The 26,045-nt window shown below is 40.4% G+C and carries 26 protein-coding genes and 1 other RNA gene; 18 read left to right on the top strand and 9 right to left on the bottom strand.

Going from position 1 to position 26,045, the window contains the following annotated elements:
* The first annotated feature begins 17 nt into the window (after positions 1 to 17).
* The 4 genes from racE (at position 18) to G396_RS0104980 (ending at position 2,458) form a co-directional block, all read left to right on the top strand.
* Positions 18 to 860, top strand: a complete 843-nt coding sequence (gene racE, locus G396_RS0104965; RefSeq protein ID WP_028125243.1) for a glutamate racemase — start codon at positions 18 to 20, stop codon at positions 858 to 860.
* Positions 841 to 1,467, top strand: a complete 627-nt coding sequence (locus tag G396_RS0104970) for an XTP/dITP diphosphatase (RefSeq protein WP_028125244.1) — start codon at positions 841 to 843, stop codon at positions 1,465 to 1,467. The genes racE and G396_RS0104970 overlap by 20 nt, the downstream gene beginning before the upstream one ends.
* Positions 1,448 to 1,963 carry a YfcE family phosphodiesterase gene (locus tag G396_RS0104975; RefSeq protein ID WP_006417519.1) on the top strand — a complete coding sequence of 172 codons (516 nt, stop codon included), beginning with the start codon at positions 1,448 to 1,450 and terminating at the stop codon, positions 1,961 to 1,963. The genes G396_RS0104970 and G396_RS0104975 overlap by 20 nt, the downstream gene beginning before the upstream one ends.
* A 117-nt stretch (positions 1,964 to 2,080) precedes the next feature.
* On the top strand, positions 2,081 to 2,458 hold the full coding sequence (locus tag G396_RS0104980; RefSeq protein ID WP_028125245.1) for a hypothetical protein: 378 nt from the start codon (positions 2,081 to 2,083) through the stop codon (positions 2,456 to 2,458).
* Between the two features lie 257 nt (positions 2,459 to 2,715).
* Here G396_RS0104980 and G396_RS10215 read toward each other — a convergent pair whose 3' ends face one another.
* Positions 2,716 to 3,489, bottom strand: coding sequence for a mechanosensitive ion channel family protein (locus G396_RS10215; RefSeq protein ID WP_248623904.1), 774 nt, complete (start codon positions 3,487 to 3,489; stop codon positions 2,716 to 2,718).
* 217 nt (positions 3,490 to 3,706) lie between these two features.
* On the opposite strand from G396_RS10215, the gene G396_RS10220 reads away from it, so the two are divergent.
* From G396_RS10220 to ccpA, 3 genes are all read left to right on the top strand, one after another.
* A complete protein-coding gene (locus tag G396_RS10220) occupies positions 3,707 to 4,303 on the top strand; it encodes a DUF948 domain-containing protein (protein WP_034907618.1) in 597 nt (198 codons plus the stop codon).
* A 64-nt stretch (positions 4,304 to 4,367) separates the two neighbouring features.
* Positions 4,368 to 4,916: a YtxH domain-containing protein gene (locus G396_RS10225; RefSeq protein ID WP_006417429.1), complete on the top strand. Its 549-nt coding sequence runs from the start codon at positions 4,368 to 4,370 to the stop codon at positions 4,914 to 4,916.
* Positions 4,917 to 5,309: 393 nt separating this feature from the next.
* Entirely contained in the window at positions 5,310 to 6,314 is a 1,005-nt protein-coding gene (gene ccpA, locus G396_RS0105000; protein WP_006417421.1) for a catabolite control protein A, read from the top strand.
* A gap of 227 nt (positions 6,315 to 6,541) precedes the next feature.
* Here ccpA and G396_RS10230 read toward each other — a convergent pair whose 3' ends face one another.
* Both G396_RS10230 and trhO read right to left on the bottom strand, forming a co-directional pair.
* On the bottom strand, positions 6,542 to 9,952 hold the full coding sequence (locus tag G396_RS10230) for a transglycosylase domain-containing protein (RefSeq protein WP_028125246.1): 3,411 nt from the start codon (positions 9,950 to 9,952) through the stop codon (positions 6,542 to 6,544).
* 34 nt (positions 9,953 to 9,986) lie between these two features.
* A complete protein-coding gene (trhO, locus tag G396_RS0105010) occupies positions 9,987 to 10,961 on the bottom strand; it encodes an oxygen-dependent tRNA uridine(34) hydroxylase TrhO (protein ID WP_028125247.1) in 975 nt (324 codons plus the stop codon).
* Positions 10,962 to 11,297: 336 nt separating this feature from the next.
* Here trhO and G396_RS0105015 point away from each other — a divergent pair, with 336 nt between their 5' ends.
* Together G396_RS0105015 and G396_RS0105020 are read left to right on the top strand one after the other, a co-directional pair.
* Positions 11,298 to 12,233, top strand: a complete 936-nt coding sequence (locus G396_RS0105015) for a diacylglycerol/lipid kinase family protein (protein ID WP_028125248.1) — start codon at positions 11,298 to 11,300, stop codon at positions 12,231 to 12,233.
* Positions 12,234 to 12,371: 138 nt separating this feature from the next.
* Entirely contained in the window at positions 12,372 to 12,716 is a 345-nt protein-coding gene (locus tag G396_RS0105020; RefSeq protein ID WP_028125249.1) for a DUF2187 family protein, read from the top strand.
* A 76-nt stretch (positions 12,717 to 12,792) separates the two neighbouring features.
* Here G396_RS0105020 and G396_RS0105025 read toward each other — a convergent pair whose 3' ends face one another.
* Entirely contained in the window at positions 12,793 to 13,761 is a 969-nt protein-coding gene (locus tag G396_RS0105025) for a tetratricopeptide repeat protein (RefSeq protein WP_028125250.1), read from the bottom strand.
* Between the two features lie 44 nt (positions 13,762 to 13,805).
* Here G396_RS0105025 and G396_RS11930 point away from each other — a divergent pair, with 44 nt between their 5' ends.
* The gene (locus tag G396_RS11930; RefSeq protein WP_006417500.1) at positions 13,806 to 13,928 is read left to right on the top strand and encodes a hypothetical protein; all 123 of its coding nucleotides are present in this window, start codon (positions 13,806 to 13,808) and stop codon (positions 13,926 to 13,928) included.
* Complete coding sequence (locus G396_RS10935; RefSeq protein WP_162139963.1) at positions 13,912 to 14,229, top strand: reverse transcriptase-like protein; 318 nt, start codon at positions 13,912 to 13,914, stop codon at positions 14,227 to 14,229. The genes G396_RS11930 and G396_RS10935 overlap by 17 nt, the downstream gene beginning before the upstream one ends.
* 74 nt (positions 14,230 to 14,303) lie before the next feature.
* On the opposite strand, the gene G396_RS0105040 is transcribed toward G396_RS10935, so the two are convergent.
* From G396_RS0105040 to gpsB, 4 genes are all read right to left on the bottom strand, one after another.
* Positions 14,304 to 15,431, bottom strand: a complete 1,128-nt coding sequence (locus G396_RS0105040) for a THUMP domain-containing class I SAM-dependent RNA methyltransferase (RefSeq protein WP_028125251.1) — start codon at positions 15,429 to 15,431, stop codon at positions 14,304 to 14,306.
* 291 nt (positions 15,432 to 15,722) lie between these two features.
* Positions 15,723 to 16,157, bottom strand: a complete 435-nt coding sequence (locus tag G396_RS0105045; protein ID WP_006417606.1) for a COG2426 family protein — start codon at positions 16,155 to 16,157, stop codon at positions 15,723 to 15,725.
* Positions 16,158 to 16,486: 329 nt separating this feature from the next.
* Positions 16,487 to 16,856: RNase P RNA component class B (gene rnpB / locus G396_RS11175), an RNA gene on the bottom strand.
* Positions 16,857 to 16,908: 52 nt separating this feature from the next.
* Positions 16,909 to 17,265 carry a cell division regulator GpsB gene (gpsB, locus tag G396_RS0105055; RefSeq protein ID WP_028125254.1) on the bottom strand — a complete coding sequence of 119 codons (357 nt, stop codon included), beginning with the start codon at positions 17,263 to 17,265 and terminating at the stop codon, positions 16,909 to 16,911.
* Between the two features lie 229 nt (positions 17,266 to 17,494).
* Between gpsB and G396_RS0105060 the strand changes: the two genes are divergently transcribed.
* From G396_RS0105060 to dtd, 6 genes are all read left to right on the top strand, one after another.
* The gene (locus G396_RS0105060) at positions 17,495 to 18,004 is read left to right on the top strand and encodes a DUF3013 family protein (RefSeq protein ID WP_028125255.1); all 510 of its coding nucleotides are present in this window, start codon (positions 17,495 to 17,497) and stop codon (positions 18,002 to 18,004) included.
* A 10-nt stretch (positions 18,005 to 18,014) separates the two neighbouring features.
* The gene (gene prmA, locus G396_RS0105065; protein WP_028125256.1) at positions 18,015 to 18,977 is read left to right on the top strand and encodes a 50S ribosomal protein L11 methyltransferase; all 963 of its coding nucleotides are present in this window, start codon (positions 18,015 to 18,017) and stop codon (positions 18,975 to 18,977) included.
* Positions 18,977 to 19,768, top strand: coding sequence for an RsmE family RNA methyltransferase (locus G396_RS0105070; RefSeq protein WP_028125257.1), 792 nt, complete (start codon positions 18,977 to 18,979; stop codon positions 19,766 to 19,768). Before prmA ends, G396_RS0105070 begins: the two co-directional genes overlap by 1 nt.
* Positions 19,769 to 19,801: 33 nt before the next feature.
* Positions 19,802 to 20,461 (top strand): deoxyribose-phosphate aldolase, encoded by a 660-nt coding sequence (gene deoC / locus G396_RS0105075; RefSeq protein ID WP_028125258.1) that lies wholly within the window; start codon positions 19,802 to 19,804, stop codon positions 20,459 to 20,461.
* 173 nt (positions 20,462 to 20,634) lie between these two features.
* The gene (locus tag G396_RS0105080; protein ID WP_028125259.1) at positions 20,635 to 22,842 is read left to right on the top strand and encodes a RelA/SpoT family protein; all 2,208 of its coding nucleotides are present in this window, start codon (positions 20,635 to 20,637) and stop codon (positions 22,840 to 22,842) included.
* Between the two features lie 18 nt (positions 22,843 to 22,860).
* Positions 22,861 to 23,307 (top strand): D-aminoacyl-tRNA deacylase, encoded by a 447-nt coding sequence (gene dtd, locus G396_RS0105085; protein ID WP_028125260.1) that lies wholly within the window; start codon positions 22,861 to 22,863, stop codon positions 23,305 to 23,307.
* Positions 23,308 to 23,544: 237 nt separating this feature from the next.
* On the opposite strand, the gene G396_RS0105090 is transcribed toward dtd, so the two are convergent.
* Entirely contained in the window at positions 23,545 to 24,141 is a 597-nt protein-coding gene (locus tag G396_RS0105090; protein ID WP_028125261.1) for a xanthine phosphoribosyltransferase, read from the bottom strand.
* A gap of 211 nt (positions 24,142 to 24,352) precedes the next feature.
* Between G396_RS0105090 and G396_RS10940 the strand changes: the two genes are divergently transcribed.
* On the top strand, positions 24,353 to 25,726 hold the full coding sequence (locus G396_RS10940) for an N-acetylmuramoyl-L-alanine amidase (RefSeq protein WP_051221145.1): 1,374 nt from the start codon (positions 24,353 to 24,355) through the stop codon (positions 25,724 to 25,726).
* Positions 25,727 to 26,045: the final 319 nt, after the last annotated feature.

Below are 26,045 nucleotides of genomic sequence, written 5' to 3' on the forward strand. Positions count from 1 at the left end.
AGATAAGGAGTGACCTTATGAAGAAATTACCAATCGGTTTTATTGATTCTGGCTTTGGTGGCTTGACGGTTTTGAAGCAAAGTCTCAAGCAACTTCCTAATGAATCCAGTATATACTTAGGCGATTCAGCCCGCGCCCCTTATGGGGTCCGTTCTGTCGACGAGATCCGTCGTTTTATCTGGCAGATGACTAATTTTCTCCGAGAAAAAGGGATTAAGATGCTGGTTATTGCCTGTAATACCGGTGCCGCTGCGGCCCTTGATGAAATTCGGGCTAGTTTGGCTATTCCAGTGGTAGGCGTTATTCATGCGGGCTCACGCGCGGCCATTTTAACCACTGAAAATAATAAGGTTGGTATTATCGGGACTCCGGCGACCATTAATTCAGACTCTTATGCCCGGATTATCCATGAGAAAAACGCTCAATTACAAGTCTTCTCTAAGGCTTGTCCTGACTTTGTGCCTATCGTGGAAGAGAATCAAATGGTCCAGCCAGAAACCATGAATACTGTGGCTAACTACTTGGCGCCACTGAAAAATGCTGGCGTTGACACCCTGGTTTTAGGCTGTACCCACTATCCTCATTTGCGGCCTCAAATCCAAGAATTTATGGGACCGGAAGTGGAACTGATTGATTCTGGGGTTGAAACCATTAATGAAGTGTCCGCCTTATTGGATTATTTCAATTTAAGCCGGTCCGCTGAAGACGCGCAAAAAATGCCACCCACTCATACATACTACACGACTGGATCAGGTGCCAAATTTGCTCGCTTTGCCCAAATGTGGTTGGGCCAGCCTGATTTGTACGTTCAAGAATGCAAAATCAAAGGAGAGATAATCCATGAAGCTAGTCATCGCTAGTCATAACCAGCACAAAGTGGTTGAAATAAAAAATCTTCTGAAAAATTTTGGCCTTGAAGTGACCTCCCTGGCTGATTACCCAGAAATTGGGGATATTGAAGAGACCGGGACGACTTTTGAAGCCAATGCCCGACTTAAGGCCGAACCCATGGCCGCTCATTTTGGAACCATTGTCTTGGCGGATGATTCTGGTTTAGTAGTAGACGCCTTGGATGGGGCGCCGGGTGTATACTCGGCCCGGTATGCTGGTGAGAGCCATGACGATCATGCTAATAATTTGAAACTCTTGGATGCTCTTAAGGATGTCCACGGCAACGACCGGTCCGCCCACTTTGTTTCTTGCTTGGTCTTAGCTTATCCGGGTGTAGAAAGTTTAGTGGTTCAAGGTCAAGCCCCAGGACAAATTCTAGAAGATTATGTGGCCGATCCTGAAGCCTTTGGCTATGACCCAATTTTCTACGTACCGGAAGAAGGAGCGACTTTTGCGCAACTTCCAATCGAACGCAAAAATCAGATTTCTCACCGAGCCCATGCCTTTCAAAATTTAGTAAAGGTTTTACCGGCTTGGTTAGAGGAGGTAAAAAAATATGAAAATGCTTGTTCTTAGTGATAACCATGGCCGTTATGATTTGGTGATGAATCTATTGTCGCAATGGCGCGATAAAGTCGACTATATTTTCCACACGGGTGATTCTGAATTTTCTTCTGGAGATGTTATCTGGGGTTTGGTTGATGGGGTGGTCAAAGGAAACATGGATTTTGATCCAGGTTATGAAATTGAGACCTTCATTAATACCCCTGCTGGTAAAGTCGCTTTGTCTCATGGTCATTATTATGGGGTGAATCATGGCTTAGGTGGGGTGAAGGACCTGGCCCAGACAAACGGCGCTAAATTTATGTTCCACGGACATACCCATAAATTATATGCCCGTATGGAAGAGGGGATTTTGTTTGTTAATCCAGGCTCTTTAAATCATTCCCGCGGCCCGGAACCCGAACGAACTTTTGCGGTTGTCGAGGTGAATGAAAATCAAATCAAGGTTGATTTTTATGATGATGATCAACAAAAGCTAGACCGCTTAAGTCAGCAGTTTGACTTATAATTTTGAATCGATAAATTTGATCCGGGATTGCCCTATGTGGCAGTCGCGGATTTTTTGATTTTTGCGAACTTTATTAAAGGAACTGGCCTAATATTGGGTATTTACTGATAGGAGGGATTGCGCACGATCTATCAACACGATTTAAATTATTTAACTTGTTTATTGAGTCGAGGCAAACTAACTGACCATAATGAAAAAGATCTTCATGCCTTGCAGGAGGGCATCTGGGTTGAGATGAGTTTTAGTGAGCTCTTGGACGGGTGGGCCCACCCCGAATGGCTGATTTATCGTAACACTTGGTTTGCCATGGCAGGCAATTTTGAAATCGATGTGGTGATGTTTGCTGGAGACACCCTCTATCTTTTGACATCAAAAATTATAGAGACTCCTTTACTTATATGGAACAGCAAATTAAGCGGGTGGAGGATGGCCATATTTTTCCAGATATTTTCACTAAACTTCTCCGTGACAAAAATCGGCTTCGCGATGAACTGACTAACAGTCAATTGAAGCTTAAAATCGAAGCAGCCATAATATTTGTCAATGTTGACTGCCATTGCCAAAAATTAATTCTTCGCAAGTTCAAGTTGGAAACAGTTGCCAAGAAATCAATCTTCGCAACTTTCCTAAAACCTCACCACTATCAACTATAAAAGAAGAGTGTGGCGTTGGCGATAACGTCACACTCCTCATCATTCTAAATACAAAATGAAGCCCAGTCGCATATGACTCTATGCGGCTGAGCTCCTTTTTTACTTATTGTAAATTGAATTGGGCAGGAGCAAATCATTTTGTTGCAAGTCCAAAAAGAACTCCCGATACAACTTGGCTTCGAGCCGGTAGTGCTCACCGTTGACTACTTGAAAGGCAATCCGGTAGGCGAAAGCCTGGTCTAACCCTCCGTTAGATCTTATTGGCCCAATTAATTCGCTCGGACCAGCAAGTAAACTTGCATATTTTTCTTCGAGGACGCGGACTTTATTTTTGAGAACAGTTTCGAATTCCTCTAGAGGAAGTTGGTGATTCATAGGCAAATCAATATTGACAGTTCGAACTTGCCGACTTTGATTATTTACAATTGAAATTTCGGAATTAGGAATATAGTAGAGGTCACCATTGGCCGCCTTAATGGTGGTTGTTCGGATACCTACTTTTACAATGGAGCCCGCTAACGAATGGTTAGGTAGACTCACCCAATCATTGACTTCAAATTGATTTTCAAAAAGGATAAAAAAGCCATTGATGACATCGGTAATTAATTCTTTGGCACCGAGACCAATCGCAACCCCGACCACGCCAGCTCCTGCGATTAAAGTACCGACAGGTACTCCCATCAAGGATAAGACGACGTAAATATAGACAAAATAAAGAAAGTAGGTCGCTGCATTGAGAATCACTGTATTTAAAGTACGGGCGCGATTCGTTGACTGGTGTCGTCCTTTTAATTTAGGTAAGTGACTTTCTAGAAAATGTAAAGCTAATTTTTTTATAAAGTAAAATATAATTGAGAATAGAAGAATCTGCAAAAATATTAGACATATGTGTATGACTTGTTCTGGAATTTGAGCCACCATAAATTCACACTCCAATCTAATTTAGTATAGCAAGAGTAAAGCTCATCTCCAAATGAAAAGGCTTAGAAGCCTAGTCCAATCACTTTTATTTGTTTTAGAGGGGAAATCATGGTATATTTAGTACAAGATAAAGATATCACTAAAGTAAAAAGAAGGAGTGAGGCTAATAATGACAATAGGACAATTGGCTGGCATGATTGCAGCCCTTGCCTTTGCAGTTTTGGTAGTTTTCTTATGTATCAATTTATCAAAACTAGCTAAGGTAATGTCAGATTTGAAGGAAACCGTGAAGCGGGTCAACACAACTCTTGATGTGGTGACCAAAGATGTGGACAACTTGTCCATTGAGGTTGAAGGCCTATTAAATAAAGCCAACAGCTTAGTGGATGATGTCAATGGTAAACTAGGTAAAACTGATCCTTTATTTACCGCCATTGGTGATTTAGGTGTGACCGTATCTGATTTGAATGATTCTACTAAGAATATGACGTCTAATTTATTCGATTCAGTGGCAAAACGCAATAAATCAAAAATCAGTAAATTTGTGACTGCAACCCAAGCATTTTCAAATATTCGGGGTCGGTCCAATAAGAAAGCTCAAAATGTCGTAGTTAAGAATGCCAATCAAGGCGTTGAATCATTAAGTCAAATGGCTGATCAAGCGAGTCAAGCTCAAGTTGAAGCCAAGGCGGCTGAAGACCAGTTGAAAGCTTTTATCAAAACAGCTCCTTCAAAAACAGCGGGCGAGATTCGAATTAAACAATAATAATCAATAAGGAAGGACAGAACTTGTCCTAATCAAAATGCTTAAAAAATAGGAGGAAATTATTATGGCTAAAAAAGATGGTGGATTTTTCTTAGGTGCGTTATTTGGTGCAGCAATTGCAGGTGCAAGTGCTTTACTATTTGCCCCTAAATCTGGTGAAGAATTAAGAGAAGACTTAAATCGTGAATTAGATGACTGGTTAGACCGTGCCAGCGAATATACTGATCGTGCAGTTGAACGTGGCGTAGACTTGTATGATGCCGCTGCTGAAGCAACCCAGGATATTAAAGTTAATTTAAAATATAATGCCGATCAATTAAAATCACGTTTAGATGAATCAACAAAAGAATATGGTCAAAATTTCCAAAACTTTAAAGATACTGCCAAAGATAAATTTAATCAAGTGAGTCAAGATGCTCAAGCTGGCGCAGAACTGCTTAAAGAAGAAGGTCAACGTGTTGCAGGCGACTTGAATGCAGCTAAGGATATTGTGTTAGAAACTGCTGCAGAACAATTCGACAAAGCTAGCGATGACGTAGCAGATGCCAAAGATAAAGCAAAAGAAGTTGTTCAAGATACTAAGGATGCTGTTGAAGAATCCTTAGAAAAATAAGAAGTTAATATCTTATATTTTGAGCCCTAAGTAATTGTGGTTTCAAGCCAAACCCTTGGTTTTTGATGCCCATAGAAACTTAGGGTTTTTTTAGGCTCAAAATAAGATTGACAAGTAAGTCTTTTAGATAATGAAACCTCATTTTCATTGGTTTCAAGTGGAAATTTAGTTTTCATTATTTTGCTATAAAAATTAGATAAAAACCTGAAAATTTATCATTTAGAGTGTAAGATTTATCACAGAAAATTAGACTGAAATATGATACTATCATGATTAAATTCTTTCATATTAAGCCTATCCTTAAGGCAATATAATGAAAATAAAGCGCTTGCACTAGCCTGATAACTGTGCTATTATAAATCTAAATTAGTAGACAAAAGGTAGGGGGATACCATGGATAATAAAACAACAATTACAATATATGATGTTGCTCGTGAAGCTGGCGTTTCTATGGCAACTGTATCTCGGGTTGTGAATGGCAATCCAAATGTTAAACCATCAACACGTAAAAAGGTGTCTGATGTAATTGATCGTCTTAATTACCGTCCTAATGCAGTGGCGCGGGGTTTAGCATCTAAGAAGACCACTACAGTTGGAGTTATTATTCCAAGTGTAACCAATCTCTTCTTCTCATCATTAGCTCGAGGAATTGACGATATTGCTACTATGTATAAATATAATATTATTCTTGCTAACTCAGATGAAAATCCTGAAAAAGAAATCGCCGTGTTCCAAACACTCTTGGCAAAACAAGTTGATGGAATTATTTTCATGGGTTATGATGTGAATGATCAAATTCGGGCTGAAATTGAACGGTCCTATACACCGGTGGTTTTTGCAGGAACAGCGACAGGCAATAAGGGTGACTTCTACTCAGTCAATATTGATGATGAATCAGCGGTTAAAGATGTGGCCCTTAAATTATTAGATATGGGTGCTAAACCAGCTATTTTAACTGGTCCAGACCATCTATTGAGTAACGCAGAACGTATTAAGGGATACAAAGCTGCTTATAAAGAAGCTGGTAAAGAAGTCAATGAAAGCTTAATTATGCCAACCAGCCATAATTATAAGTCAGCGCCTGCCTTAGTGGATGAATTGTTAGCTGAAAAAGCAGACTCAGTCATTGTTACGCATGATGATATGGCAGCAGCTGTTTTGAATGAGGTAATTATTCGAGGATTAAAAGTGCCTGAAGAATTTCAAGTAATTGCCAGTCACAACTCAGTGATGACTGAATTGGTTCGACCTCAATTAACTTCTATTGAGTTACCGCTTTATGATATTGGTGCAGTGGCTATGCGGCTTCTAACCAAGATTATGAATTCTGAAGAAGTCGATGAAAAGAAAGTGATTTTACCACATAAAATTAAAGAACGGGGTACGACTCGCTTTTAAAAGTTAAGGATAAGTCCAGCAGTGTGAAACTGCTGGACTTTTTTATTTGTATTTTAACTTTGATGATCTTTACTCAGTGACCAAGTTCAAATTTTCTCTCTTGATATTTTAATAGTAATACAAAAACAGCTGAGACCTAATGAGTCTCAGCTGAGGATGGCAGGTCCATGCTGTGAAAGTATGACTTTTTGCAGCTTATCCCTGTGTTTTACTATATAAATAGTTAATTAGGGTGTATCAGTATCGGTGGTATCCGTCTCGCTAGAATCAGTTTCTTCACTGGTTTGACTTTCGTCACCGGTGCTTTCGGTTTCTGAAGTAGATTCCGTCTGTTCAGTATCTTGGCCTTCTCTTTGACGTTGGGCAGCTTGTTGGGCTGAAATAATTGAGTTCCAGAAATGGGCCACTTCGTCATCGGTTGCACCAATCATGAAGTTCATATCGAGCTTAGGTGCTCCTTTAGAAGCCTTAAAGAGGTCTTCTCTTAATGGGCCTGTCATTTGGATTTGATAGCCACTCACTTGAGCAATTCCCGGTTGAGTCCCAGTTTGTTCAAGAATTTTGGCTTTCACAACAGAGGAAGGTTGGTCGAAAGTACGGTCTGTGCCAAAGATTTCTGGCCGGATGGCATAGAGGTCATTTACAATTTTAGCCCAATAAATTTGAGACCGAACTGATTCACGGTCAAAGCCATCGTTAATATCAATAGTGTATTGTGCGTAACGACTATCATAACCAATCCATGAGCCAATTGTAATCGATGGGGTGGAAGCTAGGAACCAAACATCTTTAGAGTTTTCAGAAATTCCTGATTTAGCAATCCAATCCCCGGGAACCGTTTTATTGGCATTTGCGGTCCGACCGGTTCCTTCGGTAAAGGTGTCGCGCAACATATCAATCATTAAATAATTAGAATCTTCATTAAAGACTTTTACAGGCTCAGCATTTTCTTCGAAAAGAACGTTCCCCGCACCGTCTTCGATTTTTTCAATTAGATGGCCATTCCGGTAATAACCACCGTTAGCAAAGGTAGTAAAGGCACGTGTTTCTTCAAATACGGTCGGTCCTGTTGTAACCCCACCAATAGCAAAAGCTAAATTACCCGTATCTTCTTCGGTATAAGAATCGACAGTATTAAAGCCCATTTTTTCAAGATAATCAATGATGTTGATGCCTTTATCCTGCATGGTCTTATAAATTTTAACCGCAGGTAGGTTATCAGAACGGTAGAGGGCGACACGAGCAGTTAGATAATTATTGGAAATAGTATTTCCGTAATTGGTTGGTGCCCATGTTGAGCCATCTTCAAAGGTTTGGACAAAAGCTGTATCAGGAATGATTGATGAAGGGGTAATGATATTATTTTCAATGGCTGGACCGTAAACAGCTAGAGGTTTGATGGTTGAACCAGGTGACCGGCGCATTTTGAAGGCGTGGTCAATCTGATTATTATCATAGTCAGTTCCGGCCACAAATCCTAGAACTTTGCCACTTGCATTATCAATGACAACCATTCCAGTTTGAACTTTTTCAACATAATAGGTGTTTTCACCCGTTTCAGGATCTGTATAGACCCCATCATAGGTGGCACCGAGTTGGTCTTCGTATTCTTTGGCAGAAACTTGAAGTTGGTCATAAATTTCTTTGTCGATCGTTGAATAGACCTTGTAACCCGAAGTTTTAAGTTCCTGTTCAGCGGCAAAATAATATTCATTATACCAATCAACATCAGCCCAAACTTGTTTCCAGGAGGCGCCATCTTTTTCGATATTAATTAACATCAATCGTTCTATGGCGGCATTCATAACTGCCTGGTATAGATAGGATTGGCGGGCAACTGTGGTCGGTTTACCCGGGGTAAAATCCTTTGTAATGTCGTAAGTAAGGGCGTCTTCATATTCGGTTTTATCAATTTTTTTGGCTCGATACATCCGGTAAAGAACTTCCTTCATCCGGTTAACCCCAGCTTCAAGGTCAGGACGGACTTGTCCCGTTTGTTCATAAGGGGTGTAGGAATAAGGATCCTGTGGTAGACCTGCCAAGAAGGCGGCCTGGTTAAGATTGACATCTTTGGCACTTACTCCGAAAATTCCTTCAGCGGCCGCATTAATTCCGGCAATATTTTCACCTGAATTATTCCGACCAAATGGTGAAATATTTAGATAAGAGGTCAAAATTTCATCTTTTGAGAAATACTTATCTACACGCAGTGCTAAAAGAATTTCATTTGCTTTACGGAAGAAGGTCACGTCGTCCGTCAGTAACTGTTGTTTGACTAATTGTTGGGTAATAGTTGACCCACCAGTACCAGAACCTGTAAAGAGGGTTTCTAACCCCGCTCGGAGGATTGCTTTAGGTACAATACCAGGATGTTCATAGAAATATTCATCCTCAGTTGCGATGAAACCGTCAATAATGTAGGGTGATACTTGATCTAGAGTGGTGACATTTCGCACCACATCCGTTTGAATTTTGGCAATCGGATTACCATCACCGTAGAATAAGACGGATTGTTGGTCATATTGGTTTAGTTTGGTCGCCATTTCTTCTTTGCTTGGTGGTTCTGTATCTTTCACTAAGTGGGCAAAATAGCCGATACCAGCTCCACCAGCAAAGATACCTGCAAGGATTAAGGCTAAAATCAACCATAAAAATAATTTAGAAACCACATTAAAGGCAATATTAAAGGCAAAAATCAGTTTCTCTTTTAAAGTTCTAGGCTCTTGCCTTGTTTCTTGCATAGAAGCTTTTTTGTTATTATGGTTTCGGCCTTTACGATGGCGGGTCCGTGACCGCTGACTGGTCATAGGAGGAACCACCACTAAGTCAGCATTTGAATCAGAACTATGATTTAATTCTTCGTCTGAGTTGTGCCTAAGCCCTGGTTTAGGGGTAGGCTGATTAGCTGCTTCTTCAGTGTCTGTAGCATTCTTTTGCCTTACTTCATCATCAACTATTATTGGTGGACTGGATAATTTGTCATTATTTTCCATAGTTTCATCAGTTTCTAGTGTATTGTCACTAGAGGTGGATGTCTGTCCTGGTTGGCTAGCTTCATTATCTAGTAAAGACTCATCTGCAAGGGGACCGTGCTTGGTGCTAGTATTAACTGTATTTTTAGTTATTTCTATATCTTGGCTTGATTTTTGCGACGGTTCACTGAGTCTGGGTTTGTCTTCTTCAGGATGGATAGCTAGGTCGCTAGCTTTCCCCCCCAGATTTTCTTGGGGTGACTCCACTTTTTTATTTACTGCAGCTAAGTCCGCTTCTTCCAAACGTAAGCGTCTTTCTTTTTCTTGAGCTATTTGTTCGGGGCTTGGTCTTTTTGCAGACTTTAGTTTACTAGCGTCTTTGCGTTGACGTTTACCAGTTAAGGAGAAAGCAGGGTCCTTTTTGAGTGATTGGTCAATATCGGAGGCATGATTATCAGCTGATGTATGGTTTGTTTCAGTATTAAAAATTGAATCTCCGGTAATAAATTGTTTAAATTGAGAAAAAGTTGAGTGTCTTTGGTTTTGAACCGTCTCATCCTGCTTATTCTTCTTACCTTGCTGGGTATTTAGTTGCTTTTCAAGAGAGTCTGAGGGCCCTTCATGATAGCCTTTATTTGAGTTTTGACCGTCATTTTTTTCAGACATTCAATCACCTCTTTTTGATAAATTTGTAATCAGCTTAATCAGTTTCTTGACTGTCTTTCAATGATTCACCAAGGGCATTTAAACGAGTTTCCCATTCTTCAGTTGATAGACCGTGTTCAGCCACATAACGATTACGTGGGTGGCGGCGACATTCAGGACTACACCCCCGTACATATTTATGTTCATTTTCTTCAGAACAAAGGATTTGTTCATTACAGAAAGGATTTGCACAATTTACATAGCGTTCACATGGACTGCCATCAAAATAGTCTTTGCCGATGACGGTTGGTTCGACGTGGTTGATTGGCACTGCAATCCGTTCATCAAAGACATACATTTTTCCTTCCCAGAGGTCACCTTGAACTTCAGGATCTTTACCATAGGTATCAATTCCACCGTGTAATTGGCCAACATCTTTAAAGCCTTCACGAACCATCCAGCCTGAGAATTTTTCACAGCGGATACCACCAGTACAATATACAACGACCCGTTTTTCCATGAATTTTTCTTTATTATCACGGACCCATTGTGGAAGTTCGCGGAAGTTACGGATATCAGGGCGGACAGCTCCTTTAAAGTGTCCTAGGTCATATTCATAATCATTCCGAGTATCTAGGACGATGGTATCTTCATCCAAAATAGCATCACGGAATTCTTTAGGGGATAGGTATTGACCTGTGGTAGTATGAGGGTCGATATCATCTTCTAAGTTAAGCGATACGATTTCTTCTCGCGGACGGACAAACATTTTCTTATGGGCATAGCCGTCTGCTTCATCTTCCTTGAACCAAAGGTCTTCAAAGCCTGGTAAAGAGTGGACATAATCTTTGTATTGTTGAGTTTGTTCAACTGTACCTGAAACGGTACCGTTGATACCTTCTTTACCCACGAGAACACGCCCCTTTAGGCCAATAGATTTACAGAAGACTAACATTTCTTTAGCAAAGCTTTCTGGGTCCTCGATAGTTTGATATTTATAATATAAAAGTACACGATAATCTTTAGACATTTTAATATTTCCTCCTTGCAGCTGCAAACTGCATTAATCTAACTATAGATTATACCTAAACTTAGCATTTGTCACAAGCCAAGGGTTGTCCTGTAATGGAAATGAAACCTGTCTTAAAAAAATAGTAGAAATTTTGGATGAAGTTTTAAGAAAAATTCAAAAGCTAAAAAGATTAGAAAGAGTTAAATTTTAATAGTCTATTAAAGTTTCCACCCGACTTACTTTTATAGCCATGACTTATCCTGATTGAGTCTGGGATTTGTTTAAATCACTAGGATACCACTCTGGATTAAAGTCTGTTATAATAGACAAAAACCAAAGGTAAGGAGGGATCCAATGTTAAGCAGGGTCTTATTAATTGTTAATCCAACCGCGGGACGAGGCTTGGCGGTTAGCTATAGTCAAGATTTGAAGCGGGTCTTAGAAGACAACCATCAATCCAAGATTCAAGTTCGTATTACTCAAGCTGAAGGCGATGCCACCGAATGGGCTAAGAATGCGTTTGGAGATGGTTTTGACACCGTAATTTGTTTAGGGGGAGATGGGACCGTCCGGGAAACTGTTCAAGGTCTGATTCAAAATCCAGACCGTCCGTATTTTGCTTTTATTCCCATGGGTACCGTCAATGATTTAGCGCGGGCCTTGGGTTATTCTTTGAATCCTGCCACAGCCATTAAAGAGATGGCGAAAGTGAAAACTGGCAACTTAGATATTGGTTTAGTCAATAATTCCTTGGCTTTTATTAATGTGGTAGCCTTAGGGGTGATTCCAGAGTCAGTCATGTCAACTTCATCTGACGATAAGAATCGTTTAGGCCCTTTAGCTTATTTTTTAGATGGTTTTAACGCTTTCTTCTCAGAAAAGGGCTATGAGTTAAAAATTACAGATGACCAAGACCAGGTCCACAGCTTGATGTCGAATTTAGTTCTAATCGGTTTGACAAATTCAATTGGTGGCTTTGAAGCAGCTTTACCAGAAGCTAGTTATGATGATGGCCTTTTTCATTTAATTGCGGTCAAAGGTAAGACACCACTTGATACGATTCGGGCTGCCATTCAGAAAAAACAAAACCTATTCAAATTACCTAAGGAGAATTTATTACAGCTCAATTCCAAGTTCTTTTTGATTGAATCTAAAGCAAGTAGTGAGTTAGCAGCTAATATTGATGGCGATGCTGGGCCTGGCTTGCCTCTCAAATTAGAGCTTTTAGCCTCTGCCTTAACTGTCCTAATTCCTGACCAAAGTAAATCAAAACCATTCTTTCTTCCCTAGACTTGAAGAAGTTTACATAATATATTCACATATTCCTGGTATTATCAGCTTTGAAAGCCTATTCTTAGCTAATAAAAGCAAGGTATGATATAATTATATAAACAACTGTGGCCAGGGATTGAAGAAAGTAGGGATCACATGGTTCAAGTAACTAAGAAGCAACAGACCTTAATTGAAACAGAGTTGCGTCGAGGCACGAGCAAGTCTCGCATTGCTACCCTATTAGGAGTAGACTATGATGAGTGTATTGAGTTGATTGATCGGGTGAAAACTAAGATACGCCCTACAGTTGGAGATATTATTCGATTTACCTTTCGTGGTTCGAAAATGGTTGGAACCATCGTTAAATTATTAACCAATTCCGCTGTTGTAGAAATTGATTGGGATAAATCAGACTCTGCCATGAAAGATATTTGTGAAGATCGGACGATTGTCAATTTTAAAGATATTGTTGATTTTGTTTTCCAAGTCGATGAAGAATAAAAATAGCCCAAAACCCAGTCTTTTTTGACTTTGGATTTTGGGCTTATATTTTGGGATATTATCTAGGAAGAACAAGTTAAGCGTTTAAGAAAATACTCTGTAATTCAAGAATGATTTGATCATAATAGTGGTCTAACTCAGGTGAAATGTCTAAATATGAAACTGATTGAACCTGGTTTTTGTGGAGAAAAATCGCCAGCCAAGTATCTTCATTCTCAAAAGTGGCTTGAAAATAAGGGTAGAAAAAGAGGGCTTGGAGGACAAATTGCTCGAGCACAGCATCCGTCAGATGGGGATCATTAGACTGACAATAATCATATAGTTTCTGTCGGGTTTCTAAATATAGGGGATCTTCTTGATAGGGGGTTAAATTGGCTAGGTTGACTTCCTTGTCATGGTCAAACCAGCTGAATTTAATTGTCTGATTTAATTCGGTCTCGCTAAGGTGGTAAAGAAGGTAGTGGAGAATATCAGCCTTGGCATAATTTGAAACTTGCTCATGGCTTAGACATTGAAAGAGAAAGTGATGGCTCGCTTTACTTTGAATGACATAAATTTGTTTCAGCTGACTTAATTGTTCTATTAAGGGGAGAGATAATAAATTATCTAGAATTTCTTGGCCTTGACCTAGCTTAAATTGGTCTTGGAGGGCTAAAGCTTGGTTTACCTTACTTAATTCGGCCTCGATGAATTCTTTAAGCGGGCCAGCAGGTGTTTGTTCCTGAAGTTGGTAGAGTTTGAGCGCGATGTCATTTAGTTTTTCCATGTGAAAAAGGGATTGGATATAGACTTGGGCCAAACGGGGTTGCAAAGCAATTTCTTCCAGAGAAAAATGACTTTCTTGCCAGATTCGCTTCAGCTCAGTCAAATCTTTGGTACGAATCAGGGCAAAAACCCAATCCACCAGAACATCTGGGTTTGGGTTAAGCTGATAGGATTGCTCTAATAGGGGAAGGGCATCTTTAAATTGATTTTTGATGAGGAAATTGCGTGCCTTCCGGTAGGCATTTTCTGCATTATTGGGCATTTCTAAGATATCAGTCATAGGGCTAGTCCTTTCTTTTAAATTATTATAACGGAGGTGGTTACATGATTCAAATCAGAACAGACGCTTCTTTTCAAGCCGATACGGGTCAAGCGGGACTAGCGGTTTTGATTCAGGCTGAGGGCAAAAGTGAGCAATTCAAATTTTTTCGTGGCGGAGGCTTTTGATAACCATCAAGCGGAATTCATGGCGCTTTATTGTGGTATCTACCAGGCACTTAAGCTGGGATTGGACCAGGATCCGGTTTGGTTTTATCGGAGTGACTCACAGGTCGTGATTGATGCGGTGAATAAGGGCTATGTTAAAAAAGATAAGTATAAGTTGTATTTAGATAAAGCCCTAGCCTTAATTCCATGGCAAGTTGACCTATTTGCTAAGTGGGTGGCTGAAAAGGATAATCAAGGGGCAGACCAAGTGGCACGTCAAGCCTTGCATCATCAGGGGCAGGTTGAAAAATTTGAAGGATAAATTATAAAAAAATCCGATAAAAGAGCGGGACTGGGCTTTTTTGCCCAGATCCAAGCTTTTTACCGGTTTTTGGATTAATTTTTCTTGCCCCAATATTGGTAGTAATCAGTTCTAAGGGCACCATTATAAAGCTTACGTTTTTTGGTTGCTTTTTGACCGTAATAGTTTTCAAATTCTTCGTCAGAAGTGAGGAAGTATTTGGACCAAGTAGTAAGTGGGCGGAACTTGTCGCCCATTTGGCGGTAGAGTTTGTGGACAGCTTCGGTGCTGGACATCCGGTCCCCATATGGTGGGTTGGATATCAGAATACCATAGTCATCAGGCACTTGAAAATCAAGACAGTTGATTTGTTTGAAGCGGATAGACTCTAAAACGCCAGCTTTATCTGCATTTTCTTTAGCAATGGCGATCATGTTTTGATCGACGTCAGTCCCATAAATGTTTAGCTCGGCGTCTTGCTTGATAGCAGCGCGTGCTTGACTGCGGGCTTTTTGCCATTCGGTTTGGTCGAAGAAAATCCAATCTTCACAGGAAAAGGACCGGAAGAGACCGGGTGCAATATTATGGCCCATCAAGGCTGCTTCGATTAAGATCGTACCGGAGCCACAGGTTGGGTCATAGAGCGGGCGGTCAGGATGCCAAGTCGTCAGTTGAATCAAGGCTGCTGCAAAATTCTCTTTGAGTGGGGCTGTCCCTTTTTCTGCCCGGTAACCCCGTTTAAAAAGAGAAGTTCCAGATGTGTCAAGGGTCAGCATAACGTGGTCCTTGCGGATGGCAACTTCTAAGGGGTAGAGCGCCCCAGTTTCTGGGAGTTTACCGCGGCGGGAATAGGTGTCCATTAACTTTTTGGAAATGGCTTTCTTAACAATTCGTTGGACGGCTGGAACTGAGGATAATTGAGACTTAATAGATTTTCCAGCTACTGGAAATTCCCCATCCATGGGGATGAGAGCAGCCCAATCAAGTGCATAAGTTTGGTCAAAAAGACTTTCAAAACTCTTGGCATGAAATTCACCGACAATGATTTTGATCCGGTCCGCGGTTCTAAGCCAAAGATTGGTTTTTACGATATCAGCATAGCTTCCTTGGAAGCGAACACGACCATTTTCAGTTTGAACTTGGTAGCCCAGGTCTTTTAATTCGTTGGCAACGAGGCTTTCAATGCCAGCAGCTGCGGTTGCAATGAGTTGATAGCTTGTCATAGGATTCCTTTCTTTGTGGTTGGAAGGTTTGTCTTTTGGAGGTAGGGTTAGAGTGGTATTTTGGTCATTCTTTTTTGTGCTGGAGGTGCGAAGATTTGTTTCTTTACAACTCTTAACAGCTTAGACTTGCGAAGAAAAAATTTTTGGCAACTATTAACGGTGTAGACTTGCGAAAAAAGATTTTTCGCAAGTCGCATTACAATACAACTTCATGTGGAGGAAAGAGTATTTACCCAATCGTCTTTATATAGTTTAAAGGGGATAACCTGTCATAGAACTAACTAATATAGTTTAAATCCCAATAACTGAAAAACCGAAATGACTGAGAACACCAATAAGGATACCTGCAAAAATCACACCGCATAAGCAGGCGATGATGCTCTTTTTAAAACCTAAATCAAGAATTGAGGCAGCTAAGGTTCCTGTCCAAGCGCCCGTCCCAGGTAGCGGGATGGCAACAAATAAGAAGAGGGCCCAAAAAATTCCTTTACCTGCCTTAGCCTCTAATTTCCGACCTCCAGAATGACCTTTTTCAATACAAAAACGGAAGAAAGGCCCAATTAAGGGTTTATCTTGTCCCCATAAGAGGACCCGATGGGCAAATAAATAGATAAAAGGAATCGGCACCATATTACCAATAACACAAATTAATAGGGATGTGAAAAAGGGTAGATGCCAGCCAGAAGCCATGATCATGGAACCCCGTAATTCGACGAGTGGTACCATAGAAACTAAAAATAAAATAATATACTTTTTGATACGAACACCTTCTTTAAATTTATTATAACGGAACCGAGGAAAATATTCCCAGTTTTGTTAGGGATAACGGACTTATTTTGACGAGTTCACCGAATTGACTGGTAGTGGTGTACTTAAGCCGACGCATTCACTGATTTAGAATAGAATGGTTGGCTCAGAAATGTAGACCACCACTTTTTTCTATACTAGGGAAAAGACAAGGGAAATCTTGTCTGTGGATGATATTTCCACCTTGTACTCATAAAAATGAGGCTGGAACATGATTTGTCCCAGCCTCAATTACCTATAGAGTAAATTTCGATAAGCCATGTTCTGTCCCTAAGTTAAGATAGGCCTTAACTTAGAGGGGTAATCATCTATCTACAATTGCTTGTCCTTTTCACTCGTTGAATTCCTTTGAAAAGACGCCCCTACCAATGTTTGGGTTGCTCGCTCGAGGGGTTTACCGCGTTCCAGTCTGACCATTTCTGGCAGAATCGTTTCTGTGGCACCTTAGGGGATAGTGGGTCATAGTTAGCCGAAACTAACCTTAGACGTTTTCTCCCGCCGTAAGTATTGCTACTCCCATAGCTTATGACTTCGCTAAGCACGAACACTACAAGCATCTCAGCCTGTGCGAGCATGGACTTTCCTCAGCTAGTTGCCTAGCCGCGATTACCTAAAATTTACTCTTACTGATTTATTAAAAATCAGCTAAAACACAAAAGACTAACTAAAATTAGAATTTAGTTTTCTTACTATAGTCGAAGGTATTGTCAGTATTTTCAATCTTTGAACCGAAAACATGTTTTTCTAGATTAGATAAACGTTTTAGAATATCAAAATTGGTAACGCCATTACCAGGAGTTGTCGGAACCGTCTTTTTAGCAATAGCTAATTGTTTTGAAAGTTCATCAACTTTAGCAATTAAGCGTTCATTTTCATTTTTAAGATAGGCTACGTCTTTTTGATAAGAATCGTAGTCCCGGATAATACTATCTAAATACTCATCCACTTCGGCGGAGTTATAACCTCTAACAGCTTTAGAGAATTCCTTTTGTAAAATATCTTTGGCGGTTAAGTTCTTTTCTGCCATAATGGTCACCTTCTTTAAGTTATTGATTCACATTTAATAATGCTATTGTATAATAGAGCTAACACATAGTTTACTATTTTATCTAGAAAAACACAAAGACTTTTGAATGAAAAGACTATGAAAATACTATGGTCTCTCTTTCTAGTTCCGTATATATCTATTATAAGCAAAACTAGGTTTTTTTCAAAGATAAAAGAACAAATAAATAAATCAGCAGAGGTGTTTCCCAATGGAAAGTCAATTACTTACTTTAGTTTTAGAGGAAATTATGCAAGAAGCGTATTTTCCTTGTGAATGGAAGGTGGAATGGTTAGAAAATAATCATTTTATCAATCTTGAGCTCCAATTTATGTTAGCCAATCCTGAAAAGCGATCCATTTCAGATCGCTTTAATGCAAGTTGGAATCAGGAATTAGTTCCGCTTCAATACCAAGTGATTTTTTATTTAAAAAATCGGGTAAAAGTGCAAAATAAAAATGTCCTCAAAGCCATCCCAGTTGACCCGATCCATGGGATAAAATATGGGGATGTGATAGCGGTGGTAAAATATCTAAAACGCCTGGCCACAGCGGTGCGTAGTCGTTGGCAAGATTACTATCAAACGATGCAGGCTGGTCCGTTTGAGATTATCTGGAACGATGAAGATTATCTGCAAGTGGTCCAATCGCTTCAAGATACTTATCGGTACAGTGACCGAGATATCTATTTCCCCCAAAGTAATGTTGATCAGCCTAACTAGGAGGTAAATCATGACTCAATGGATACAATTAAAAGTTAGTCTTGACCTGAAAGATCCAAATTTAACTGAGTGGGTGTCTTATCAACTATTTGAAGCTGGGGCCCAAGGGGTTGATTTGAATTACGCTTATGATTACTTGGAGGGGCATGATAATTTATTCGGAGAAATCCCGCTCGAAGTTAAAGATACAGACCGGCAACATTCGGTCGAATTACTGGCTTATTTTGAAGACCCAGACCAAGCCCAAGTAGAAAAACAAGTACAAAGCCAAGTTGACCAGACTCAATTACATTTTACTTGGACACAAGTCCAGGAAGAAAATTGGCAAGAAAAATGGATGGCCTTTTATCAGCCAGAATTTATTTCCCGCTACCTGGTCATAGTGCCTGATTGGATGCGCTACTCGCTTGATTTAAAAGCTGATCAAATCCCGATTTTCTTAGATCCCGGCGTAGCCTTTGGAACGGGAAACCATCCGACCACTCAACTAGGGGGCCAAGCTTTAGAAATTTTTATGCGAGGGGGGGAACGCGTCCTTGATGTGGGTACAGGTTCAGGTATCTTGGCATTTATAGCGGCTTCCTTAGGTGCCAGTCAAGTTGCCGGCTTTGACCTGGATCCCCAAGCAGTAGCTTCAGCCCAAGCTAACTTAACACTTCAAAACCACAATTCGCTCATTCAAGACCTTGAGGCACAAGGTAAAATTCGTTTTGCTGTCAATGACTTATTAGCAGGGGTTGATCAAAGGGCAGATATTATTGTGGCTAATATCCTACCTCATATCTTAGTGAATCTATTTGACCAAGCCTATCCTTTATTAACTGACCAAGGTTATCTAATCCTGGGTGGTATCTTAGAAGAAAAAGCAGACTTTGTTATCCAAGCCATGGACCAACATGGGTTTAAACTGGTCCAACGAACTGACCTTAAAGGGTGGGTTGGTCTAGTCGCCCAAAAGAAGGAGGAAGCTTGATGCAACAGTATTTTGTAGACCAAGCGACATTGACAATGGGACAAGTTTTCACGATTGAGGGGGATGACTTTCATCACCTGGTTAAGGTGATGCGGGCCAAACCGGGTCAAGTTATCCAAGTAGTCGCGGCGAATCAAGTGGCTTATGCGGTCAGTATTCAAACCATTGATAAGGCCACTTGTCAATTACAAGTCGACCAGATTCTTCAAGATAACTGCCTCATCGAATTGCCCTTGGATGTGACGCTTGCTTGTGGTATATCCAAAAACCACAAACTGGATTGGATTGCCCAAAAAGGCACCGAAGGCGGCATGGCTTGTCTCCAACCACTGAACTTAAAGCGGGATGTGGCCAAGTGGCAGGCAAATAAAGCAGCCAAGCGCATTGAACGCTTGGAAAAAATTGTCAAAGAAGCTGCCCAACAAAGTCACCGGCGTCAAATTCCCCAAGTGAATGACTGCCTTAACTTGACCGACTTTATCCGTCAAGTTCCTAATCAGGCCATTAAACTGATTGCTTTTGAAGAAACAGCTAAGGTTGGCCACCACCAAATTTTGGCCCAAACCTTGTCTCAGTTAGACTTAAATCAGGAAGTTTTGCCGCCCCTAGTTATGGTCTTCGGTTCAGAAGGAGGCTTGGACATAGGAGAGGTTGAGCAACTTCAAGCAGCTGGGTTCAAAGCTTGTAGCTTGGGGCCGCGTATTTTGCGGGCCGAAACGGCTCCGATTTTTGCCTTAGGTGCGATTTCATACGCACTTGAACTAAGCAAAAATGGAGAAAATCTGTTATAATAAGGAAAATATCGCGATTAAAGGAGTATGATCATGGAAAAAGCTTTAAATAAGTATATCGACCACACCTTACTAAAACCGGAAGCAACTTTGGCTCAAGTTGATCATTTGATTGATAAAGCCAAGGAATATAATTTTATGTCAGTTTGTATCAATCCAACTTGGGTCAGTCATGCGGCAGAACGTCTTGCCGACACTGATGTCAAGGTATGTACCGTCATCGGTTTTCCTTTGGGGGCCAATACCTCAGCTCTAAAGGCGTTTGAAGCTTCTTCTGCCATTGATGATGGGGCCAATGAAGTGGATATGGTGATTAATATTGGTGCTGCCAAAGCAGGCGACTGGGATAAAGTCCAAGCAGATATTAAAGCAGTCGTCGATGTGGCAGATCATTCTGTAGTAGTTAAAGTGATTATTGAAACGTGCTTATTAACAGATGAAGAAAAAGTGAAAGCCTGTCAAGCGGCCAAAGCAGCTGGGGCAGACTATGTTAAAACTTCTACTGGTTTCTCAACAGGTGGTGCCACCGTTGAAGATGTGCGCCTAATGCGGGAAACTGTGGGTCCTGATATGGGGGTAAAGGCTTCTGGTGGCGTGGGAAATTACCAAGACGCCATGGCTATGATTGAAGCAGGTGCTTCTCGGATTGGTGCTTCCAAGGGTATCCAAATTATGGAAGCAGCTAAGGCTTAAGCAAGGATAGAGTAGGATCTTTACCAAGGACAAGAATGACCAAACAAGAAATTGAAACTTGTAGGTGTTTTTTGTCCTATTTTTTCTCATGAATTTTATTCTAAGCTTGGCTTGACAGATTAGGTTAGCAAGGATAAAGTGTTGACTATAAAAATTTAAAAGGTGGTGACATTATGACGCGAAATCAAGATTTAACCGCAGAAGACGTGCTAAGTCTTTGCGCTGAATATATGAATGAAAAAAATCTAAAACTAGTTAGGAAATCCTATGATTTTGCAAGATTGGCCCACCAAGAACAGTTTCGTTTGTCCGGCGAGCCTTATATCATCCATCCCATTCAGGTAGCGGGTATTTTAGCTAAGTTGCATATGGATGCCGATACGATTGCTACCGGCTTCTTACATGATGTAGTGGAAGATACACCCCATAGTTTAGAAGAGATTTCAGAAGAATTCTCACCCGCCATTGCTTTTCTTATTGATGGGGTCACTAAGTTAGGGAGGTTAAAGTTCCAGTCAAAAAAAGAAGCGCTTGCTGAAAACCACCGCAAGATGCTCCTAGCTATGGCAAAAGACATTCGGGTTATTATTGTGAAATTAGCCGACCGCTTACATAATATGCGGACCATGAAATACCAAAAACCAGAAAAGCAAGTGGAAAAGTCGCAAGAAGCGATTGATGTCTATGCTCCTTTAGCTGACCGAATTGGGATGAACTCTATTAAGTGGGAGCTAGAAGATATTGCACTAAGGTATATTAATCCAGAAGCTTACTATAATATTGTTCACTTGATGGATTCTAAGCGGGAAGAGCGGGAACATTATATTAATGCCACTATTTCTGAATTGCAGGATGCCATTATGGCTATTGATATTGAGGGGACTATTTATGGACGACCTAAACATATTTACTCAATTTACCGAAAAATGGTCGACCAAAAGAAAGATTTTGAAGATATTTTCGACTTACTGGCTATTCGTGTTTTAGTAGATTCTATTAAAGATTGTTATGCTGTTTTAGGGGCGGTCCACACTCAATGGAAACCTATGCCTGGCCGATTTAAGGATTATATTGCTATGCCAAAGGCTAACCTTTATCAGTCAATCCATACCACGGTGATTGGGCCTCAAGGTAAACCGGTAGAAATCCAAATTCGGACTTATCAAATGCATGAAGTGGCTGAGTATGGGGTAGCTGCTCACTGGGCCTATAAAGAAGGCAAGACTGATAAAGTCGAGTCCAATGATGCCATTCAAAAACAATTGAACTGGTTCAAAGACTTGGCTGAATTACAAGATGAAGCCACAGACGCCTCTGAATTTATGGACTTTGTTAAAGAAGATATTTTCAAGGATCTCGTATATATTTTTACGCCCAAAGGTGAAGTAATGGAGTTACCGATGGGTTCAAGTCCGGTAGACTTTGCTTACCATATTCATACTGAAATTGGCAATAAGGTCACAGGTGCCAAGGTGAATGGTAACATTGTTCCCTTAGATTATAAGTTAAAAAACGGGGATATCGTAGAAATTATGACCAATCCGAATGCCAAGCCAAGTCGTGATTGGGTCAACATCACCGCCACCTCTAAGGCGCGGAATCGGATTAAACGCTATTTCAAGATGGCTGACCGACAACAAAATGCTGAAACGGGTAAAGGAATTATTGAAAAAGAAATCCGAGCCAACCATCATACCATGAAGGAATTTAATACTCGTAAAGTTGAAGAAGCAGTCTTAGACCGGTTTAATTTTAACGAATATGAAGACCTCTATGCCGCCATTGCCCTGGGAGAAATTTCAGCCCAGACCGTATTAAATTTCCTTGGTTGGAAAGAAGAGGAATCCGAGCCCGAACGGTCCAATGATCAAATTATAAACAAAGAAAATTCGAATCAAGCGAAGGCTAGTCGTACGGTCCATGAATCAGGTGTTGTAGTTGAAGGGGCGGACAACTTAATGATTCGCTTAAGCCATTGCTGCAATCCGGTGCCAGGTGATGAAATCGTGGGTTATATTACCCGAGGTCGCGGAATTTCAGTCCACCGCAAAGACTGTAAAAACCTCAAGTCCAAATCAGATCTTGATAACCGGTTGATTCATGTCGAATGGGAAAGTCAAGCGGGAGCCGACATCCAACAGTCATATACAGCTGAAATTAAAATTTTTGGTTTTGACCGGTCTGGTCTCTTAAATGATGTCCTTCATGTGATTAACCATACGGTTAAGGGGTTAACCGCCATAAATGGAAAAACGGATAAAGATTCGAATGTTAATTTTACGATTAAAATTTCGATTAATGATACCAATGAGTTAAAAGACCTCATGAGTAAACTAAAAAATATTCCAGATGTTTACGAAGTGAAGCGGGTTACGGTCTAAGACTAGAAAGGGGATAGCATGCGGTTAGTCATTCAAAAATGTGGTCCTTCCTCTGTGTCGGTTGACGGCCAAGTGATTGGAGCCATTAAGAAAGGGTTTGTTATTTTGGTTGGTGTCAGTGACCAAGATCAAGCTGAAGACCTTGATTATTGTGTCCGTAAAGTGAGTAAAATGCGGATTTTTGAAGATGAAGCAGGTAAGACCAATTTAGATTTAGATGCGGTTGGGGGAGCCATTCTTTCAATTAGTCAATTCACTCTTTTAGCGGATACTCGCAAAGGCAATCGTCCTTCTTTTGTCCATGCAGCTCCACCTGAAATGGCGGAAGCTTATTATGATAAGTTCAACCAAGAGTTGGTTAAGTTAGGCTTTGAAGTTCAAACAGGCCGGTTTGGGGCCGATATGACCTTAAACATTCAAAATGAAGGACCCATGACGATTATTTTAGATTCAAGAGATAAATGAGACTAAAAGTAGCGGACAGCCAAAGTGAAAATTAGAGATTTTCATGCCTTGATTGGCCGCCCCCGCACGATTGACTAGGATGGAACCAGTCGCTATGCGACGCTGAAGTTAAGCTCACGACTTCGCTTAACTACTAGGGTTCTAAGTCGTTTCACTCCAAGAACCCTAGTAAACTATTGCGATGTATTATTCTGATTTTAATATAAATGAGCGGGACTGGGCTTGTTGCCCAGTTTTTTATTGTCCACAAAATTTATCCTCTTCAAGAAAGCTAATTTTACCCTGGTCTAAGGCCGCAATGCGGCAGATTGAGTATACATCTAAGCCGGCTGTTTCTAATCGGCTGCGACCTGCTTGGAAGGATTTTTCAATACAAATCCCCACGCCTGCCACTTGGGCGCCCGCCTGCTTAGCGATTTCGACTAAGCCTAGAACAGCTTGGCCTTGGGCAAGAAAATCATCAATAATGAGAATTCGGTCTTGGCTGGTTAAATAAGCCTTATCAATACTAATTGTGGTTTCTGTCTGTTTGGTATAAGAATAAACTGGACTATGGTAGACATGGTCATTTTTTAAGGTAGAGGGTTGTGATTTTTTGGCAAAAAGCATGGGTATGCCCCAGTGGCTAGCCAGCATAAGGGCAGGTGCAATGCCAGAGGCTTCAATGGTGACAATTTTGGTGATGGAAGAGCGGTTAAAATATGCAGCGAAATCCAAAGCAATGGCTTTGATTAATTCAGGGTCGATTTGGTGATTGAGAAAACTGTCGACTTTTAAGACATTGCCAGGAAATACCTGACCTTGCTCTTTGATCATGGTTTGAAGATTTTTCATGTTTGACTCCTTTATTCATTTTTTAACTAATACTGTTATATAGAAAATTCGAGTTAAATTTGTTATTTAATTCTTAAAAGATAGGACAACTTATGAGAGTATTTTAATCGTATGACAAAGTTGTAACGCTTATGTAACAAATATTAGATAAGTTTGAATTTTTTATGATGCATTTATATAATTAAGGATAGCAAATTGAGGGAGGAAAGCAATGGATAAGGTCAATTATTTGATGCGTGCAATTATGACACGCAAATATTTCCCTTTATTTATCACACTCTGTCTAATGGCTTGCTCAAGTTTAGCCGTATGGGGTCTCCTCTCTAATAATTCGATGATCATCGAACGACCTGGCCTTGTCATGCGACGGAACGCTGCCACCAATCAAGAAAAAGTAGCCGATTTAGTTGAAGGAGACACCATTAATATCATCGGACAAAAGAATGGTTGGCTCCATGTTAGAAAAGAAGACCTAAGTGAGGGTTGGATTCCTCAATGGTTATTAGAAAATAACAAATTAAATAATGACCAAGAAATTGCTATTAAAACTTTGATGTCTTCAGATTTATTAGCTGAAGCCACTTACCGAAGTAATCATTTAATCGAAGTTCCGTTAGGAACTTACCTACTGATAAATTATGAATCTAATGGCTGGGTACAAGTTACTTATGAAGGTAAAGTGGGTTATTTAAAAGCTGATGTAGGAGAAATTATTAATGAGAGCGATATGCCTCAAGAAACCTATGAACGGCTAGAGTCTCAAGAGCAAGAAAACACGGATGGTCCAAGTGTTACTGTTGGTGCAACCGTGAAAGTTAAGAGCTTTGATTCACCACTTTATGCCGAACCTTCTACCAGTGCTGAAACTATCTATACAGTTCCGGTTGAAACAACTTTAGTTTATTTAGAAACTGTGACTAATGATGCTGGCCAGGAATTTTATTTCGTCCAAGATGGGGAAGGGCGCCAAGGTTACTTAGATACAACCTATGTTTCAAAATCAGACTATTCAACAGACCATCTGAATAGTCCAAAGGTAAGCTCGCTTAAGGAGGCTAAGGTCTTGATTGACCCTGGTCATGGGGGCGAAGATCCAGGGGCTACCGCTTATGATAATGGGTCATATGAAAAAGAACACACTTTAGCCACCGCCTTAAAAGTCAAAGAAAAATTAGAAGCTGCTGGTGCGACGGTGACCTTAACTCGAGAAAGCGATCAGTGGGTTGAATTGAGTGATCGGGCTAAGTTGGCCAACGACCAAGACGTCGATGTATTCTTATCGCTTCATTATGATTCTTCTCCAGGAGCTGGTTTGCATGGGGTGACAACCTATTATTACCATGATGCAGATCAAACTATGGCTAATTCTGTAAATAATCAATTGGCCACCCTAGAGATTAATAATAATGGGGTTCACTTTGGAAATTACCAAGTTCTTAGAGAAAATCATCAACCTGCTTTACTATTAGAGTTGGGTTATGTTTCAGAAACGACTGACTTGAAGTTTATTCGGTCAGATGCTTATCATGAGCAAGTTGCCAATGCAATTGTTAATGGGTTAAATGCTTATTTTGAAAATAATTAAGCCGTTGGACTTAAAAACGTTTTCCTAAGCAAAATAATTGATAAGGCTTGACAAAGCTATTTAGAACGATTAGATTAGATACAAGAATTATAAATTCAATGAAGTAGACAGGGTCGCAATCATAATTAGAGAGTTACCAAATGCTGAAAGGTAATACGATTAACGGCTGACACTATGGAGAAGGATAATGCAAAGTTATTCCGTTAACTGCGTTAAAGTTTGAGGTGCTTGTTATTTTAGATAAGCACAAATTCAGGTGGTACCACGTAATCATACAAACGTCCTGTGACTTCGGTCATAGGCTTTTTTTATTGTTTGA

It is taken from the genome of Eremococcus coleocola DSM 15696, from assembly GCF_000428865.1.
In the GTDB taxonomy this organism is placed as follows: domain Bacteria; phylum Bacillota; class Bacilli; order Lactobacillales; family Aerococcaceae; genus Eremococcus; species Eremococcus coleocola.